The sequence below is a fragment of the Alteromonas sp. RW2A1 genome (assembly GCF_001886475.1).
GTDB lineage: Bacteria > Pseudomonadota > Gammaproteobacteria > Enterobacterales > Alteromonadaceae > Alteromonas > Alteromonas hispanica.
In genome coordinates, this window is record NZ_CP018031.1 from 3,126,975 (window position 1) to 3,142,767 (window position 15,793).

A 15,793-nucleotide genomic window follows, 5' to 3' on the forward strand; every position below is an offset into this window, starting at 1 on the left:
TCTAGCCAATTGTGAACAACTTCGTTCTACCCATAACGCTTTGCATCTATTGGGTTTCACACCAGTTGAATAGTGTGGGGCAATAGTGAGAGTTAAAAGTTCAAACACATAGGGCAGTCTTTTTTATTTGTTCAGGCTTTTTGGCTAATCGTTATTGAGAATATTAACGCCCTGCTGCCACACTGATTTAAGATCAAGCTTATCGTCGAGTACTACAAAATTAGCAGCAGCCCCTGGTACTAACTGCCCAATGTTATCTAAGCTATGGGTGAAGTAAGAGGCAGTAGTGCTTGCCATTACGCTGGCACTTTTAAGCTTAATGCCTAAATCGTTAACGCAATGACGTAGTGCCGAATGCATATCTAAACAGCTGCCGGCTAATGTGCCATCGGGTGTGGTTAACTTCTCACCCGTAAGGGTGCGCGTGCGCGTAATTTTAGTATCAAAAAAGGCAACGGTGTCTTGTGTTCCGCCAACATGAGCCATGGCATCGGTTACCAGCATAATGCCTTCTTCGCCTTTTACTTTGCAGGCAAGTTCTGCCGACTTTTTGTGAAGGTGTTGATGGTCAACAATAAGCCCGCAAATAGCATCAGATAAAAATGCGGCGCCTACCATTCCTGGCTCTCTTGATGTTAGTGGCGACATAGCATTGAACAAATGGGTAAACCCAGTTGCGCCAGCATCAAGGGCTTGCTGCACCACCTCATATGGCGCATTTGAATGGCCAAGCGCAACAACCACATTATCTGAAACAAGGGTGCGTATTATCTCTGGCGACACATTTTCTGGCGCTACAGTTACAATAACTTGGCCAATATCTTTGCGCGTATACACCGCTAGCTCTTCATCTGAGATGGACCTGATATGAGCAGCCTTATGTACCCCTTTTTTCGCCACCGACAAATGCGGCCCCTCAAAATGAACGCCCTGAATAGAGGGATGATTAAGGTCTATAGCCTGCGATATAGCATCGGCGGCACTGCAAATGGTGGCAAAATCATCGGTAATAAGGGTAGGAAACAAACTCGTAGTACCAAACTGCGCATGTGCTTTGGCAATAGTATTTACACTTTCTAACGTGGGGGCATGATTAAACATAACGCCACCACCACCATTCACTTGGGTATCTACATAGCCTGGGATAACCGTTCCTTTAATATGCTCGTGGATGCCCTGTAAGTCTTTGCTCTCTAATTTTTTACTTTCTTCATCACTACTATCGACAATGTCTAAAATACTGCCGCTTTCAATAGTCATTACTTGCTTCGTCTTCCACTCGCCTTTCACTAAGATGGAATCAACGTACATCGTTTTTTTCATAATAGGTTACTTACCCTATGTAGCTTGATGATGAAATTAAGTTAAGCCTAAAACAATTCCAGCATGAGCGATATATAAAAAACCAGCATGAGCCCTATTAAATAAGAGCTGAAAAAGAGGTTCAACGACAGATACAACCTCAGACACAGCTCAGTCTTAGAAGCGACCACTTGTAATAGCGGTTTTCAATATTAACATTTATAAATATAATGTAGTTTGGTTAGGCAATTAGAAATACTTATATAATGAAACAGCTTTCGTTAGATAACTTGCGTACATTTGTAAGTGTTATTGAGCTTGGTGGGTACGCTAAAGCCGGCGACTTTCTTGGTCGCTCTCAACCGGCTATCAGCTTGCAAATTAAAAAGCTGGAATCGCAGTTAGATCGAAAGCTTTTTATCAAACTCGGCCAGCGACATGTGCCAAGTGCAGATGGCAATTGGCTGTATGCAAAAGCCAAAGAGTTACTTGAACTCAACGACAGCATATTTCGAAGTTTAACCCCTGCGCCACTGAGCGGCCGCCTTCGGCTGGGCATTCCCAATGAGTTTGCCTCTACCCTTTTGCCAGGGTTAATTGGTGAATTTTCAAAGCGCTACCCAGATGTGTCTTTAGAAGTCACGTCCTCACTCAGCCGCGACTTACTGCATCCTAGCCAGCGCGATCACTTCGATCTTATTTTGGCCTTGGTGAACCCCGATGAAGACACCGAAGGCGAAGTGGTGTTAGAAGATGATGTGGTGTGGGTGGGAGATAGTTCCCATCCGCTTGTAGGTAGCACTATTCCCCTTGTACTGGCCCCAGATGGCTGTATGTATAGAAGCCGAGTAATAGAGCAACTTAAACAGCAAACATTTGCATGGAAAATTACCTATACCAATGCTGATTTAGGCGGTATAACCGCAGCTATTCAACAAGGGCTAGGCGTTACCGCATTGGCAAAATCGAGCTTACCTGCAAACCTAATGCTTCTTAATCACCCTCACCTACCTAAGCTGGGGAAAGTGAAAATTTGCTTGTTTAACCAAGACACCCAGCATCCTGTTATTAGTAAAACCTTGGCGGAATTTTTCACTACTCGGCTTAAAAATAACTAACGGGTGAAAGTCCTATACCATAGGCACTAAGCGACCTAGCGGTTCTTCTATCGATACAGGTGGCTCAGTAAAGTATCGTGGGCCTTTGTCTGTCATATACAAACAATCTTCCAAACGCACACCAAACTCACCGGGTATGTATAAGCCAGGCTCGTTAGAAAAACACATACCCTTTTTAAGCGGTGCTGTTTCGCCGCGCACAAAGTTCACGCTTTCGTGACCTTCCATGCCAATGCCATGCCCAGTGCGGTGACTTAGCCCAGGTAATGCGTAGTCTTTGTCGTAACCTTGAGTAACGTAGTAAGCTCGCACGGCATCATCAACCTTACCGGCAGGTGTGCCCACTTTGGCTGCGTTGAACGCTACATTTTGCCCTTCTCGCACCGTATTCCATACGTCTGTCACTTTTTGTGATGGCTTACCGAATACAAGCGTACGACTGATATCGCTTTGATAGCCATGCACACTACAGCCGCTATCAAGTAATACCACTGAGCCTTGTTGAATAACTTGTTTTGCATTGGTTCCGTGAGGATAAGCGCTAGCGTCATTAAACAGAGCCAAGCACCATGTATTGCTGCCACCTAAATTCTGCTGAGCTTGGTGCATAAGTGCTTTTACATCTGCTTGTGTCATGCCTTCTTTTAAATGGCTAAAAACCACATTATAAGCCGCTAACGTTATTTCGTTTGCTTTGTGCATCAAGGTTAATTCAGCTGCGGTTTTATACATTCGGCAGCCACGAGTTATAGGCTCGGCAGGCACAATATCTATGTTGGGCATAGCGCTACCCACACCGTTCACTACAAAGTAGCGAACACTGCTTTCAACACCCAGCTTGCCGCTGGTAATGCCTCTTGATTTTAGGATATCAGCAACGACATCAAAGGGGCTTTCATGCTCTTGCCATACGCGAACGTCATCGCCCACTTTGAGAGACTCTAATACGCTTGGCTTTTCAAAAAATGGCGTAACAACGGCAACATCCCCTTTTTGAGGAATAATAAGCGCCGTTAGGCGTTCGCTACGCCACCACTGAATACCAGAGAAGTAATCCATTGCCGCGCCAGGCTCAATGAGAATGGCCGATACACCTTGTTCTTTCATCAAAGATTGCGCTTTTTCAATGCGCGCTTTTCTCTCTGAGTTTGTAATTGGCGCAACACCTTTTGTAAGAGGCTTGAGCGATGATAGCGGTTTTGCATCTTGTCTATCAGATTGAAGAATACTGTCTGAACTTGCGGCCAGAGAAAGTGCCGGCGAGAGTGCTAACCCCGCACCTGCAAATTTTAAAAAATGGCGTTTATCCATAACGTTCACCTGTCGTTTATTTTATTAATTATTGTTTTATTTATTATAGATTTTGGTTTGTTGGTTACGGCTAAAGCCCCATAGCATGACTAACAAAGGATTGCTTTATGACACTAACCTTATCTGTGGCCGCTAAGCCAATACCTCGAATCAGTTTTTTGATAGGGTCATTGCCATCAAACAACAGCTTAAACCCGTCCATAGCTGCAATCATTTTCATAGCCTCGGTTTTGCGACTACGTTCGTACGGGCGCAAGTTTTTATGAAGCCCTATATCGCTTCCTTCGCTAGACAATGTTTGCAATAACTCAGCAAGTTCTAGTGCATCTTGCATTCCCAAGTTTGCCCCCTGCCCCGCTAGAGGATGAATGGTATGGGCAGCATCTCCCACTAGGGCAATGCCGTCTTTCGCCCATTCTCTGGCGTATCTCATAGTTAATGGAAATGCAGAACGCTTGGTTTCAAGCTCTACGGGGCCAAGAATGCTGTTGCTTGCCGCTGCAAGTGCGTGGCAAAACGCGGTGTCATCCATTGCCATAAGCTCGTTGGCTTTATCAGGGCTTTGCGACCACACGATAGAGCATACGTCGGGTTCAGACATGGGTAATAACGCAAGAGGACCTGTAGGAGTGAAAGCTTGCCTCGCCACACTTTCATGGGACATTTCAGTTTTTATATTGGCTACAATGGCCGTGTGCTCATAATCTTTAAATGTAATGGGAAAACCGGCTTGCTGACGAACAAATGAGTTAGCGCCATCCGCACCAATAAGAAGCCGGCAGCTTAAAACATCGCTATTATCAAACATCACCATATTTTGATTAGGGCCAGACAATACGCGCTCTATGCTTGTCTCAAATACTTGAACGTTATCTTGTTTTTCAACGGTGTGAGCAAGTGCATTTACTAAAGCTTGATTCTCAACAATAACCCCTAGCGTGTCACTGCCCATTTCTTGGCAATGAAAGTGAATATCACCGAAGCTGTCTTTGTCCCACACGTGCATAGCCACATAGGGGGTGGCGCGGTTAGGCTGCACATGAGGCCAGACATTTAAGTTTTGCAATGCAGTAATATTTGCCTGATTGATGGCGCTTACACGGGATGTGGCTTTATCACCTAATGCAGTAGACAACGGATGCTTATCAATAACTCCAACGGAAAGCGAGCTATCTTTAAGCGCGGCTGCGAGAGTTAAACCAACAATACCTCCGCCAACAATACCAATATCAACGTGCTGCATAAATCTCTCTTTCTGTTAGCGTGATAAAATTTAACGTCATGGTTTTATTATGTCCCTGCTCTGCTTATTACCGTGCACCTAAGCCATAGCCTGTAGTTTGTTTTACAAACTGCTTTTTAGCAAAAGGCACCATACTCAGGGCCATTAATGATACGTTTCTGCCAACTACAAGGGGAAAGTGCTGGTTTGAGAACGTGTGAACCAAGGTATCGGTTAGGGTAATGGTGGCCGCTCTGTCTTTTTTACGTTTCTTTGCATAAGTATTGAGCACGTTAAACTGTCCCGGATCGAACTCACCGTCTTTATCTATAGAGCTTTTATTTAACCGTTCGCTTTGCAAAGTGGAAATAAGCGTATAAATATCTCGAAGCCCTAAGTTAAAACCTTGTCCAGCAATAGGGTGAAGGCTTTGAGCCGCATTTCCCACTACCACTGTTCTATGAGCTGTTACCTCATCAACTAACTTTAAAGAAAGCGGATAACTTGCCTTATCACTTACACGTATAATCTTACCTTGGCGAAACCCGAAAGCGTCTTGTAGCGCGTCGACGAACGCTTTATTAGTCATAGAAAGTAGTGCTTCCGCTTTGTCAGCTTTCACTGTCCACACAACGGAAAAGCCACAGCCTGTCGACTTTTGATTATCTATATCACTGTCGAAGGGTAAAAATGCCAGTGGCCCAGACTCTGTAAAACGCTCATATGCTTTATTATTGTGAGGCTGCTGAGTGTGTACATTAAACACTATCGCCGTTTGCTCATAATCGTTTGCTGTGCGCGTAAGCCCTACTTGCTGAGCAAGAGCAGAGCGTCCACCATCGGCCAGTACAACAAGCTTTGCGCGACGAGTATCACCATTATCAAGCGCCACCTCAGTGTAATTTTGATGCTGAGTCACACTCTGCACCGTTGCCGGTGCAATATGTTCATAGTCATTACTTGATGACGCAACAAGGCGTGTTAAAGCACTTAGCGATACAACCTGCCCAAAAGAGGGAATGCGGTAGTCTTCGGCCGCTAGGTTGACTAAGCCTAAATGGCCGCGATCACTTACTTCAATGGAGTCAATGGTAGGTGGGGTTTCACCGTGATAAATGTCTGCAAGTTTTTCAAGTGGAACATTGAGCGCTTTTAGCTCATCAACGGTGCGACGAGCTAGCGCAATAACCCGAGTGTCGGTGAAAGGGTTAAAATCGAGGGCGTTGGCCTTTGAGACTTCGGCGACGCTTTGGCTAACGGGTGCCGCATCAATGAGTGCCACACTTAACCCTGCGCGTTCGGCTAAACCTTTGGCCAATACACTGCCAACAATGCCTCCCCCTACTACTGCAACATCGACACTCTTCACTATTACGCTTTCCCTTATCTTTCACGTTTGCATCGCGCTTTACATTTACATAGCACTGATCTTTTCACTGCGCTGCTCTTTAACACTGCGCTTTTCTTTTACATAACGCTGCGCTTCTGCATAGATTCAGAGCTGTTGTGAAGCTCTTTCTACGCTTTTGCCATCAACTCTTCTATTTCATCAATTTCTTTGGGCACATCGGCGGTAAGCACATCAACACCGGTGGCAGTAATAGCAACATCGTCTTCTATTCTTACGCCAATACCTTTAAAACGCGCTGGCGCGTCGGTGTCTTCGCCAATATAGATACCAGGCTCTACGGTGATAACCATCCCAGGCGCTAGCGGACGGTCTTGATCGTTTTGTTTGTAATCGCCCACATCGTGAACATCTAACCCTAAAAAGTGCCCTAGCCCGTGCATATAGTACTGTCGCCAGCTCTCGTTTTCTAAATGCTCGGCTACGCTACCTTTTAAAATACCCAGTTCTACCAAGCCTTCGGTAATAATTTCAACGCTATGCCTCATTGCTTCGGGCAAAGTTACACCTGGTGCCAGCATATCTAAAACGCTTTTTTGCGCTTTTAAGACCACATTGTAAATGGCTTTTTGTTCATCGCTAAAAACGCCGTTAACAGGAAATGTGCGCGTAATATCTGCAGCATAACCTTGGTACTCGGCGCCTGCATCGATAAGAATTAAGTCGCCATCGTTAATTTGCGCACTGTTTTCTGTGTAGTGCAATATGCAGGCATTGTGACCACTCCCAACAATAGTGCCGTAAGCAGGACTACGGGCACCTGCCATGGCAAACTCATGATGAAGTTCTGCTTCAAGTTGGTATTCATAACAATTTGGATGAGCAAACTGCATGGCACGCTTATGCGCTCTGGCAGTTATTTCAGCAGCCGCTTTCATTACCGCTACTTCGCTGGCCGATTTATACACGCGCATTTCATGAAGTGTGGGCTGCACGTCGTGAACGGCGCTAGGTGCAAGTGATGATTTTGGCGCCCCTTTCAAGGTTTTTAGTGCAGTGAACAATATTTTATCATGTTGTTCATTTGCGCCTATTGGCGCGTACAAATGATCTTGTCCCTGCATAGCCTCAAGCAACGCTTCTTCTAGCTCTTGCTCTTCGAACGCTTCGTCTAAACTGAATCGAGATAACGCCGCCTCGCCACCAAGCCGCTTTCCTTGCCATATTTCGGCCTGCTTGTCTTTTGCCTGTACAACCATGCTACGGTAACGCTCACCATACCTAGGGTTGTTCGACATAATTAGCCACGCATTCGGCTCTTCAAAGCCGGTCAAATACCAAAAGTCGCTGTCTTGTCTAAAAAGGTACTCGGTGTCTCGACTTCGTGTTACCAACGAGGCCGCAGGAATAATACACACACTGTTTGGTTGGCATTGTGCTAATAGTCTGTCTTGGCGAGAAATGAACTCTTGCGCACTAATCATAAATTCGCGGCCCCTGTGATAATTATTATTTTTTTAGTGAAGTGAAGGCTTGTCTTTTTGGTCGTCTAGTAACGATTGGCCCAGCTCGCTAAAGCACAGAATTGCTGATATTTTCACATATTCTTCTACTTCAAAAAGCGCCTTTTCCGACTCTTCATCAGCTTCCATAGGTTCTTCCATTCGAGAGATATCTGAAAAGTCTTCAAGCGCTTCCTTAACATCGTCTGAACACTGAACCAAATCTTGTTGATGTAGCCCAAAACCCAACATAAAACCCTGCACCCAATTAATTAGTGCTGCGCCGCGATCGTTAATAGGCGCCTGATCCTCTGGCAGCAATAAAGACAAAGCAAATTCAGGTTCGAGCAATTGCTGGCATGTTTGATTAAACAATGTGGTTAATGTAAATACGACCGGTTCGGAAAAGTCATCGCCCTGATTAACAGTTTCGCTTAACGCTTCAAGCCATTTCTGGTCGGTAAGTGACATACCACCGCACAACATTCCACATAGAATTCCGTGTATTTCGGCGCCATCCACTATTACGCCGTGCTGTGATAATTTATTGGTAACGCTGTCGTAATCGAGCTGCTTTTCCACTGATAACTCTCTTTTATTTCGTGTTTGATTGTATTTTTGAGTTGTTGCACTCAGTACCGGACTAATAACCGGAGAAGGCACCGACAAGTAAGTTTAAGAGAAATGATGTCTTTACCTTACATAAATAACGCGCTCGCTAAGAGTGCAAGTATCGGTTAGCGCTTCTTCAATCATAGTGACCTTCATGATGTCATATTCAAGACAGCATAGTAGCAAAATAGCATTATAAAACCCACTTTTGCCATATTGATTACTCACTGCGCAAACAGAAGTTAAAAAGCAAGGAAACGTTGAACTTCACTGGTAACGACAACACATTTCTACTACCATCTTGTTGTGGACAAGGACTTCCCCTAGCAACGGGTAAAAGCAATCAAGCATTTTAAAAGACAGAATGCTTTAAAGTGATATCACTTTTACTGTAGATCCGTTCTTGTTGATAGCGCACTACTTCTATTGATTGAGTTCTGTTTCTTGAGCTTAAAACTTATGCGTGTATACTTAGCAACCAATAGATGCTGACCATTTGGTCAAGAATTAACTATTCTAGAGGCAGCTATATTCAACAATGCAACGTTTTACATCGCATTAGAGTGATCCTCTTCACTGGGATACGCGTTTGGTATACCCTGTTGCGTTAATACAATAACAATGTTTCCTGGGATGTTTGCAAGTTCATTCATGTCCCTGGCCGATGCTTTAAACCTAGGAAGTTGAAACCGTGACTATTGTGCAAGCTCGGCTCGTATCGAGACGCCTACGGTCACAGTGATTCTTCCGCCCTGAACTTTTCGGTTCACGGGCGAAAATGGACACGCGGCATTCTGGGAGACGCCCTCTTTCGACGGAAGAAGAAATGGCAATAATAAACTTTGGCTCCATAAATATCGATCACGTTTATCAGGTAGACCACTTTGTTCAGCCTGGTGAAACCATAGCCTCCACTCACTATCAAACCTTGTTAGGTGGTAAAGGAGCGAACCAGTCTATCGCCCTTGCACAAGCAGGAGCAGATGTCAGACACGTTGGCAGTATTCACGAGAATGACGCATCGTTCAAACAAGCGCTAATTAAGAAAGGCGTCGATTGTCGCGGTGTTAAATGCTCTGAAACTCCTTCAGGCCACGCCATTATACAAGTAACCCCAAGCGGTGAGAATGCCATCGTACTTTTTGGCGGCGCTAATCAAACCATTACAGCCAAAACAGTAATGGCCGCGCTAGACGATACCAAACCGTCAGATTGGGTACTTACGCAAAACGAAACCAGCAGTATTGACGAAGTCTTACGTCAGGCAAAAGAGAATAACCTTAAGGTTGCCTTTAATCCCGCCCCGATGAGTGAGTCTGTGAAGGCTCTCCCTCACGATTGTATTGACTTGCTTATTGTGAATGAAACCGAAGCTGCGGCGTTAACGGGTAAAGATGAGCTTGACGACATCGTTGCTGAATTCAAACAGCATTGGTCTCATTGTGAAGTCATTATTACGCTTGGAAAAGCCGGCGTAATGATGCTGCGCGGTGATGATGTTATTAATGTCAGCGCATTCAGCGTAGACGCCGTGGATACTACCGCCGCGGGTGACACCTTTATTGGTTACTTCTTATCAGCCTACAGCAATCATACCGACGCTAAGCAAGCGCTTAAGCGAGGGTGTGCTGCGTCTGCTATTGCCGTTACACGTGAAGGCGCAGCGCAAAGCATCCCTACGCAGAAAGAAGTCGACCGATTCTTGGCTAAACACGCCAACTAAAAATTCAGAGAGTATTTCATGGCACATAAAATAATTTTAGACACGGATCCGGGCATCGACGATGCAATGGCCATCTTTTTTGCATTTCAGTCACCCGACATCGAGCTGCTAGGTTTAACCACGGTTTACGGAAACGTTCCCGTAACAATGGCAGCGCAAAATGCGCTTACATTGTGTGAAGTAGCTGGAAAAGACGTTCCGGTAACAAAAGGCGTAGGTATGCCATGGGTTGGACCTGAACCTACCTATGCTCATTTTGTTCACGGGGAACACGGTTTTGGCCATATGAAACCAGAGCCTCCAAAAGGTGAACTAGACCCACGTAGCTCGGCTCAATTTATTGTAGATATGGCTCGCAAATACCCAGGCGAAATTACACTAGTAGCAATTGGTCCGTTGGGTAATTTAGCGCTAGCACTTCGTTTAGAACCAGAATTACCTAAATTGGTGAAAGGTGTGAGCATTATGGGCGGCGCAGCGTTTGTACCAGGTAATGTAACGCCGGTTGCCGAAGCCAACATATGGAACGACGCTCATGCTGCAGAAATTGTTTTCGCCGCAGACTGGGAATTGACGATGTTTGGCCTAGATGTCACCAACGACGTGCCGTTCGCACCAACGTTTGTCGACGTATTAGCAGAGAAAAACCCAACTTTGGGCGGCTTTGTGCAAGAAAGCGCACAATTCTACATGGACTTCTACTCGCAAAACCGCGAAGACAGAGTATGTTTCTTCCACGATGCGTTTCCAATTGCGCACTTGCGTCACCCTGAGCTATTTGAATTAACAGAAGGGCACGCAAGGGTTGGAACAGGCCCGCTCGACAGAGGCCAAACAGTGGTGGCTCCAAAGGGTACAACACCAAGCCCGCTTTGGAATGAGGCAAATACTATAAAAGTTGCAACTAAAGTTGACCACGGCAAGCTTGAGAAATTGTTCATAGACACCTACGCTCTTTAAACGCTATGCTCACTAGTAGCAACGCTTTAAAGTAAGATAGTATTGGGGAGCACTACGCTCCCCTATTAGTGTGTCATTCTGAGGTTAATACATAAGTTCTATGAAACGTGCCCCTATTCCAGAAAACGAAAAAGAACGGTTAGCTGAACTGCTCAGCTACGATGTATTAGACTCCGAAGCAGAGCAGCTTTTTGATGAATTAACCGCTCTTGCATCCCAAATCTGCGGGACACCAATCGCTTTAATCAGTTTGGTAGACCCAGACCGTCAATGGTTTAAATCTCGGGTTGGACTAGACGCAAAAGAAACATCACGCGATATAGCGTTTTGTTCTCACGCAATTTTACAAAAAGAAATTTTTGAGGTTCCTGATGCCACAAAAGACGAGCGCTTTCGCGATAACCCGTTAGTAACAGGCTCTCCAGATATTCGTTTTTATGCCGGAACCCCGCTCACCACGCCTGCAGGCTATGCTATTGGTACATTATGCGCCATCGATAAAAAACCGAACAAGCTGACCGATGAGCAAAGAACCGCACTGAAAACTTTAGGGCAGTCTGTGGTAGCGCACTTAGAACTAAAGCGTAAAAACAGAGAGTTAGAGCGTACAAGTCAGTTTAAATCGGACTTTCTTTCTTATATCAGCCATGAAATTCGCACGCCGTTAAACGCAATTAACACTTTTAGTAATTTGCTTGAAAGTGAGGCTCGCAAACTCGAATTACCTACTCAGTTCACTTCATCACTTTCGCACATAAGCAAAAGCGGAGAGCGTTTACTTGAAATAGTAAACTCTGTGCTAGATATCAAACAGATAGAAGCGGGTAAAATGCGCGTTATGCCAAGGGCGGTGAATACCAAAGACTTTTTTACTCATTTGTTTTCGGTTTCGCGGGTGCGCGCAGAGCAAAGTGATATCAGCTTTAGCGCTACAATAGACTCTACTGTGCCAGCTTCAATTCAACTAGATGACACAAAGTTCGGGCAAATTGCGCTTAATATCTTGTCGAATGCGATTAAGTTTACTCAAAAAAATAACGCTGTGACTTGCTCGGTAAAGTACAAAAAAGGGGCGTTAATTTTTATCGTGACCGATGAAGGCATTGGAATAAGCGACGAAGATCAAGAGCGTCTTTTCACTCGCTTTGAACGCATGGACAATGCGCAGACCATTCCCGGTTCGGGGTTAGGGCTTAGCATTTCCAAACAACTTGTCGAGCTGATGAGTGGTACATTAAAACTAACCAGTAAATTGCACGAAGGCACTCGAGTTAGCATATCTATTCCATGTTCTCAAACAAAGTCAACGTCATCAATTAAAGCCTCTCCCCAAAGCGCAGCGGCCCAGCTTACGGTAAGTAAACCCGTAAACGTTCTTATTGTAGAAGACCATCAAATTAACCAAGCGGTAATTGTGGCTTTATTCGAAAAGTTAGGGCTTGGCTTTAGCGTTGTTGCTACTGCAGAAGAAGGCATAGAATTTATCTCGTCCAATAACGTAGATCTAATTTTAATGGACTTAAACTTACCCGGTATCCAAGGCGACCAAGCCTCTGCATTAATTAAGAAAGACCACCCCAACCTTCCCATTATCGCATTAACAGCTGATGTCATTACCGGGGCAAAAGAGCTTAAAGAAAGAGGTTTAGACGATGTGCTGACTAAACCAATTAATGCGGCGGCGTTGGTAAAAATATTAAACCATTATCTAGGCGACTAATAAGCTATGCCTAGCCCCGTTACATCGAGTCATCAGCAACTAGAGAACCCAATCAATTTGCGCAATGATTTACGTAAAAATTTGCGCCATCAATTACGCACTGTAAGAAACTCTATCTCTTTTGAGCAGCACGAAGAATCTGCCTTTCTAGTGAAAAAACAACTTAACTCGTTAGCGTGTATATCAAATGCATCATCTATCGCCGCATACTTGGTAAACGATGGCGAACTGGACTTAAGTAAGTTTATACAACAGAAGTGGGAATCAAAACCATCTCCCACATTTTCAATACCTGTTTTACACCCCGTTTGTAAAGGCCACCTGCTATTTCTGCAGTATGCTAAAAGTACACCCCTGGTAAAAAATAAGTACCGGATAGACGAGCCCGAATTAGCTTGCCAAAACGTTATTCCAACCCACGCGTTAGATATTATATTAATGCCTTTAGTGGGTTTTGATAACAAAGGCAACCGGCTAGGTATGGGAGGGGGCTATTATGATCGAACGCTAGCCTTTACCCGCTCCAGCGATCAAAAACCACTGCTTGTTGGCATTGCGCACGATGAGCAAGAGGTAGACACCCTGCCTTTCGCCTCTTGGGATATCCCGGTTGACGCTATAGTTACGCCTAGCAGAATACTGACTTTTTCTTCTCTTATAGCCTAGGGCGTGTTTTAGGTTTTCTCATAGCATGAGAAGATTAAATTTACATGCCTCTGCTTCTTATCTTTGCTCATAAACCGACGCTTGTCTTTTTAGAGACTGTATTAGTGGGTAATAAACGATATATCGGTTACACTTTACTCAACCGAAAAGGAGACTAATTATGGATCAAAACGCAAAAAAACAGGCAGTAGCAAAAGCCGCCATTGAGTATGTTGAGCGAGACAGTATTGTTGGTGTAGGAACTGGCTCAACCGTTAACTTCTTTATTGAAGAACTAGGTAAAATCAAAAATGATATAGAGGGAGCTGTATCAAGCTCAGAGGCCTCTACCGCCAAGCTTGAGGCATTGGGTATTGAAGTTTTTGAACTCAACGATGTAAGTAATTTATCCGTTTACATAGACGGTGCGGATGAAGTTACTGAACACAAGCACATGATTAAAGGCGGCGGTGCAGCTCTTACTCGCGAGAAAATTGTCGCAGGCGTAGCGAAAACCTTCGTATGTATTGTGGACGACAGTAAGCGCGTTCCTGTTTTAGGAAACTTTCCTCTGCCAGTTGAAGTGATTCCTATGGCTCGCTCGTTTGTAGCAAGGGAGCTAGTAAAACTTGGTGGAGATCCTGAGTACCGTCAAGGTGTTGTTACCGACAACGGCAACGTTATTTTAGATGTTCACAACCTAGAAATTCTAAACCCAAGAGAATTAGAGCAAAAAATCAATAATATTCCTGGTGTTGTAACTAACGGTATTTTTGCTCTGCGTGGTGCGGATATCGTGTTGTCAGCAACAGAAGATGGCGTCAAAACCTTTAAGTAAAATACTACTTTTAACTGAACGCATTTTCTGTTAACTTCCATTTAGACGTCTAGATGGCTTTTAAATATAGCAATAGCCGCTTTAAGCGGCTTTTCGAAAGTAAAAGCAGCAGCAAGTTACAGCGGTAATCGACTTAAACAAACATATAGCGACTCAACAGGCCGCTAATATGTTTTAACCAGTCACTTTACTGATCTATGGGTCTTTATTGTATTTTCGAACCGAAACACAACAGCGAGAGATAGCGAGTTCATGAGTAAAGTTTCACTTGAGAAGGACAAAATCCGGATTTTATTGTTAGAGGGTGTTCACCAGAGCGCGCTAGAAACGTTAAAAAGCAACGGTTATACAAACATTGAGTATCTGAAGACATCGCTTCCTGAAGATGAACTGATTGAAAAAATAAAAGATGCTCACTTCGTTGGACTTCGTTCTCGTACTCAAATTACTGAGAAAGTGGTAGATGCCGCCAAAAAGCTCGTGGCTATAGGCTGTTTTTGTATTGGAACCAATCAAGTCGATTTGAGCGCTACTCAACGCCGCGGAATTCCCGTTTTTAACGCTCCTTTTTCAAATACTCGCTCAGTAGCAGAGCTAGTACTTGGCCAAATTATTCTGTTACTTCGTCAAGTGCCTAGCAAGAATGCAAAAGCACACCGCGGTGAATGGGAAAAAACAGCGGCAGGCTCTTACGAAGCGAGAGGCAAAACCTTAGGTATTATTGGTTATGGCCATATTGGTACACAGCTAAGTATACTTGCTGAGCATTTGGGTATGCGCGTTCAATTTTTTGATATTGAAGATAAGCTTGTATTGGGTAACTCGGCGCAAGTGAAGTCGCTAGAAAAGCTTTTGAACACCGCTGACGTCGTTACCCTTCATGTACCAGAGACTCCGCAAACTCAGAATATGATAGGCGAAAAGGAACTCTCTCAAATGAAGCCAGGCAGTATTCTTATCAACGCCTCACGAGGCACGGTAGTAGACATTGATGCCCTTGCCGGCGCGCTTAAAAGCGGTCATCTAAATGGGGCTGCTATCGACGTATTTCCCGTTGAGCCAAAATCCAATACCGAAGAGTTTCAGTCTCCTTTGCGAGAGTTTGATAACGTTATTCTTACCCCACACGTTGGGGGAAGTACGCAAGAAGCTCAAGAAAACATTGGTATTGAAGTGGCTGGAAAGTTAGCAAAATACAGCGATAACGGCTCTACGCTATCTGCGGTTAACTTCCCAGAGGTGTCGCTGCCAGAGCATACAGAACGTTCTCGCTTGCTTCATATTCATAAAAATCAGCCAGGTGTACTTACTCAAATTAACCGGGCGTTCGCTGAAAAAGGCATTAACATTGAAGCACAATACCTTCAAACCAATGCGGATATTGGGTATGTAGTGGTTGATGTGAAAGAAGACAGGGGCTACGAAGCACTGGCCGAACTACAGCAAATTGACGGGACTATTAAAACTCGTATTTTGCACTAAAGCAAAGATT

13 protein-coding genes and 1 other RNA gene are annotated in these 15,793 nt (G+C 44.5%); 8 read left to right on the forward strand and 6 right to left on the reverse strand.

Annotation, left to right across the window (positions count from 1 at the left end; genetic code table 11):
* Positions 1-144: 144 nt before the first annotated feature.
* The gene (nagA, locus tag BM528_RS13915; RefSeq protein WP_071980333.1) at positions 145-1,323 is read right to left on the reverse strand and encodes an N-acetylglucosamine-6-phosphate deacetylase; all 1,179 of its coding nucleotides are present in this window, start codon (positions 1,321-1,323) and stop codon (positions 145-147) included.
* A gap of 245 nt (positions 1,324-1,568) precedes the next feature.
* On the opposite strand from nagA, the gene BM528_RS13920 reads away from it, so the two are divergent.
* Complete coding sequence (locus BM528_RS13920; protein WP_071980334.1) at positions 1,569-2,420, forward strand: LysR family transcriptional regulator; 852 nt, start codon at positions 1,569-1,571, stop codon at positions 2,418-2,420.
* A gap of 12 nt (positions 2,421-2,432) precedes the next feature.
* Here the strand turns inward: BM528_RS13920 and BM528_RS13925 are convergent, their stop codons facing one another.
* The 5 genes from BM528_RS13925 to BM528_RS13945 all read right to left on the reverse strand — a co-directional run bounded on the left by BM528_RS13925 (position 2,433) and on the right by BM528_RS13945 (position 8,385).
* Positions 2,433-3,731, reverse strand: coding sequence for a M24 family metallopeptidase (locus BM528_RS13925; RefSeq protein ID WP_071980335.1), 1,299 nt, complete (start codon positions 3,729-3,731; stop codon positions 2,433-2,435).
* A 70-nt stretch (positions 3,732-3,801) separates the two neighbouring features.
* Positions 3,802-4,974 carry an FAD-dependent monooxygenase gene (locus tag BM528_RS13930; protein WP_071980336.1) on the reverse strand — a complete coding sequence of 391 codons (1,173 nt, stop codon included), beginning with the start codon at positions 4,972-4,974 and terminating at the stop codon, positions 3,802-3,804.
* A 67-nt stretch (positions 4,975-5,041) separates the two neighbouring features.
* Positions 5,042-6,322 (reverse strand): FAD-dependent monooxygenase, encoded by a 1,281-nt coding sequence (locus BM528_RS13935; RefSeq protein WP_071980337.1) that lies wholly within the window; start codon positions 6,320-6,322, stop codon positions 5,042-5,044.
* 149 nt (positions 6,323-6,471) lie between these two features.
* The gene (gene pepP, locus BM528_RS13940; protein ID WP_071980338.1) at positions 6,472-7,785 is read right to left on the reverse strand and encodes a Xaa-Pro aminopeptidase; all 1,314 of its coding nucleotides are present in this window, start codon (positions 7,783-7,785) and stop codon (positions 6,472-6,474) included.
* Positions 7,786-7,818: 33 nt separating this feature from the next.
* Positions 7,819-8,385, reverse strand: a complete 567-nt coding sequence (locus tag BM528_RS13945; protein WP_071980339.1) for a UPF0149 family protein — start codon at positions 8,383-8,385, stop codon at positions 7,819-7,821.
* Between the two features lie 652 nt (positions 8,386-9,037).
* Here BM528_RS13945 and ssrS point away from each other — a divergent pair.
* The 7 genes from ssrS to serA all read left to right on the forward strand — a co-directional run bounded on the left by ssrS (position 9,038) and on the right by serA (position 15,783).
* Positions 9,038-9,220: non-coding RNA, 6S RNA (gene ssrS, locus BM528_RS13950), on the forward strand.
* Positions 9,221-9,241: 21 nt separating this feature from the next.
* On the forward strand, positions 9,242-10,138 hold the full coding sequence (locus BM528_RS13955) for a ribokinase (RefSeq protein ID WP_071980340.1): 897 nt from the start codon (positions 9,242-9,244) through the stop codon (positions 10,136-10,138).
* A gap of 18 nt (positions 10,139-10,156) precedes the next feature.
* Entirely contained in the window at positions 10,157-11,098 is a 942-nt protein-coding gene (locus BM528_RS13960; RefSeq protein ID WP_071980341.1) for a nucleoside hydrolase, read from the forward strand.
* Positions 11,099-11,198: 100 nt separating this feature from the next.
* On the forward strand, positions 11,199-12,818 hold the full coding sequence (locus BM528_RS13965; RefSeq protein ID WP_071980342.1) for an ATP-binding protein: 1,620 nt from the start codon (positions 11,199-11,201) through the stop codon (positions 12,816-12,818).
* A 6-nt stretch (positions 12,819-12,824) separates the two neighbouring features.
* The gene (locus tag BM528_RS13970; RefSeq protein ID WP_071980343.1) at positions 12,825-13,484 is read left to right on the forward strand and encodes a 5-formyltetrahydrofolate cyclo-ligase; all 660 of its coding nucleotides are present in this window, start codon (positions 12,825-12,827) and stop codon (positions 13,482-13,484) included.
* Between the two features lie 160 nt (positions 13,485-13,644).
* Positions 13,645-14,301, forward strand: a complete 657-nt coding sequence (gene rpiA / locus BM528_RS13975; RefSeq protein ID WP_071980344.1) for a ribose-5-phosphate isomerase RpiA — start codon at positions 13,645-13,647, stop codon at positions 14,299-14,301.
* A gap of 252 nt (positions 14,302-14,553) precedes the next feature.
* On the forward strand, positions 14,554-15,783 hold the full coding sequence (gene serA, locus BM528_RS13980) for a phosphoglycerate dehydrogenase (RefSeq protein WP_071980345.1): 1,230 nt from the start codon (positions 14,554-14,556) through the stop codon (positions 15,781-15,783).
* Positions 15,784-15,793: the final 10 nt, after the last annotated feature.

What these genes read in the sequence shown, in the direction of transcription:
- nagA (WP_071980333.1), bottom strand. Translation starts at nt 1,323, where the DNA reads ATGAAAAAAACGATGTACGTTGATTCCATCTTAGTGAAAGGCGAGTGG.
- BM528_RS13920 (WP_071980334.1), top strand. Translation starts at nt 1,569, where the DNA reads ATGAAACAGCTTTCGTTAGATAACTTGCGTACATTTGTAAGTGTTATT.
- BM528_RS13925 (WP_071980335.1), bottom strand. Translation starts at nt 3,731, where the DNA reads ATGGATAAACGCCATTTTTTAAAATTTGCAGGTGCGGGGTTAGCACTC.
- BM528_RS13930 (WP_071980336.1), bottom strand. Translation starts at nt 4,974, where the DNA reads ATGCAGCACGTTGATATTGGTATTGTTGGCGGAGGTATTGTTGGTTTA.
- pepP (WP_071980338.1), bottom strand. Translation starts at nt 7,785, where the DNA reads ATGATTAGTGCGCAAGAGTTCATTTCTCGCCAAGACAGACTATTAGCA.
- BM528_RS13955 (WP_071980340.1), top strand. Translation starts at nt 9,242, where the DNA reads ATGGCAATAATAAACTTTGGCTCCATAAATATCGATCACGTTTATCAG.
- BM528_RS13960 (WP_071980341.1), top strand. Translation starts at nt 10,157, where the DNA reads ATGGCACATAAAATAATTTTAGACACGGATCCGGGCATCGACGATGCA.
- BM528_RS13965 (WP_071980342.1), top strand. Translation starts at nt 11,199, where the DNA reads ATGAAACGTGCCCCTATTCCAGAAAACGAAAAAGAACGGTTAGCTGAA.
- BM528_RS13970 (WP_071980343.1), top strand. Translation starts at nt 12,825, where the DNA reads ATGCCTAGCCCCGTTACATCGAGTCATCAGCAACTAGAGAACCCAATC.
- rpiA (WP_071980344.1), top strand. Translation starts at nt 13,645, where the DNA reads ATGGATCAAAACGCAAAAAAACAGGCAGTAGCAAAAGCCGCCATTGAG.
- serA (WP_071980345.1), top strand. Translation starts at nt 14,554, where the DNA reads ATGAGTAAAGTTTCACTTGAGAAGGACAAAATCCGGATTTTATTGTTA.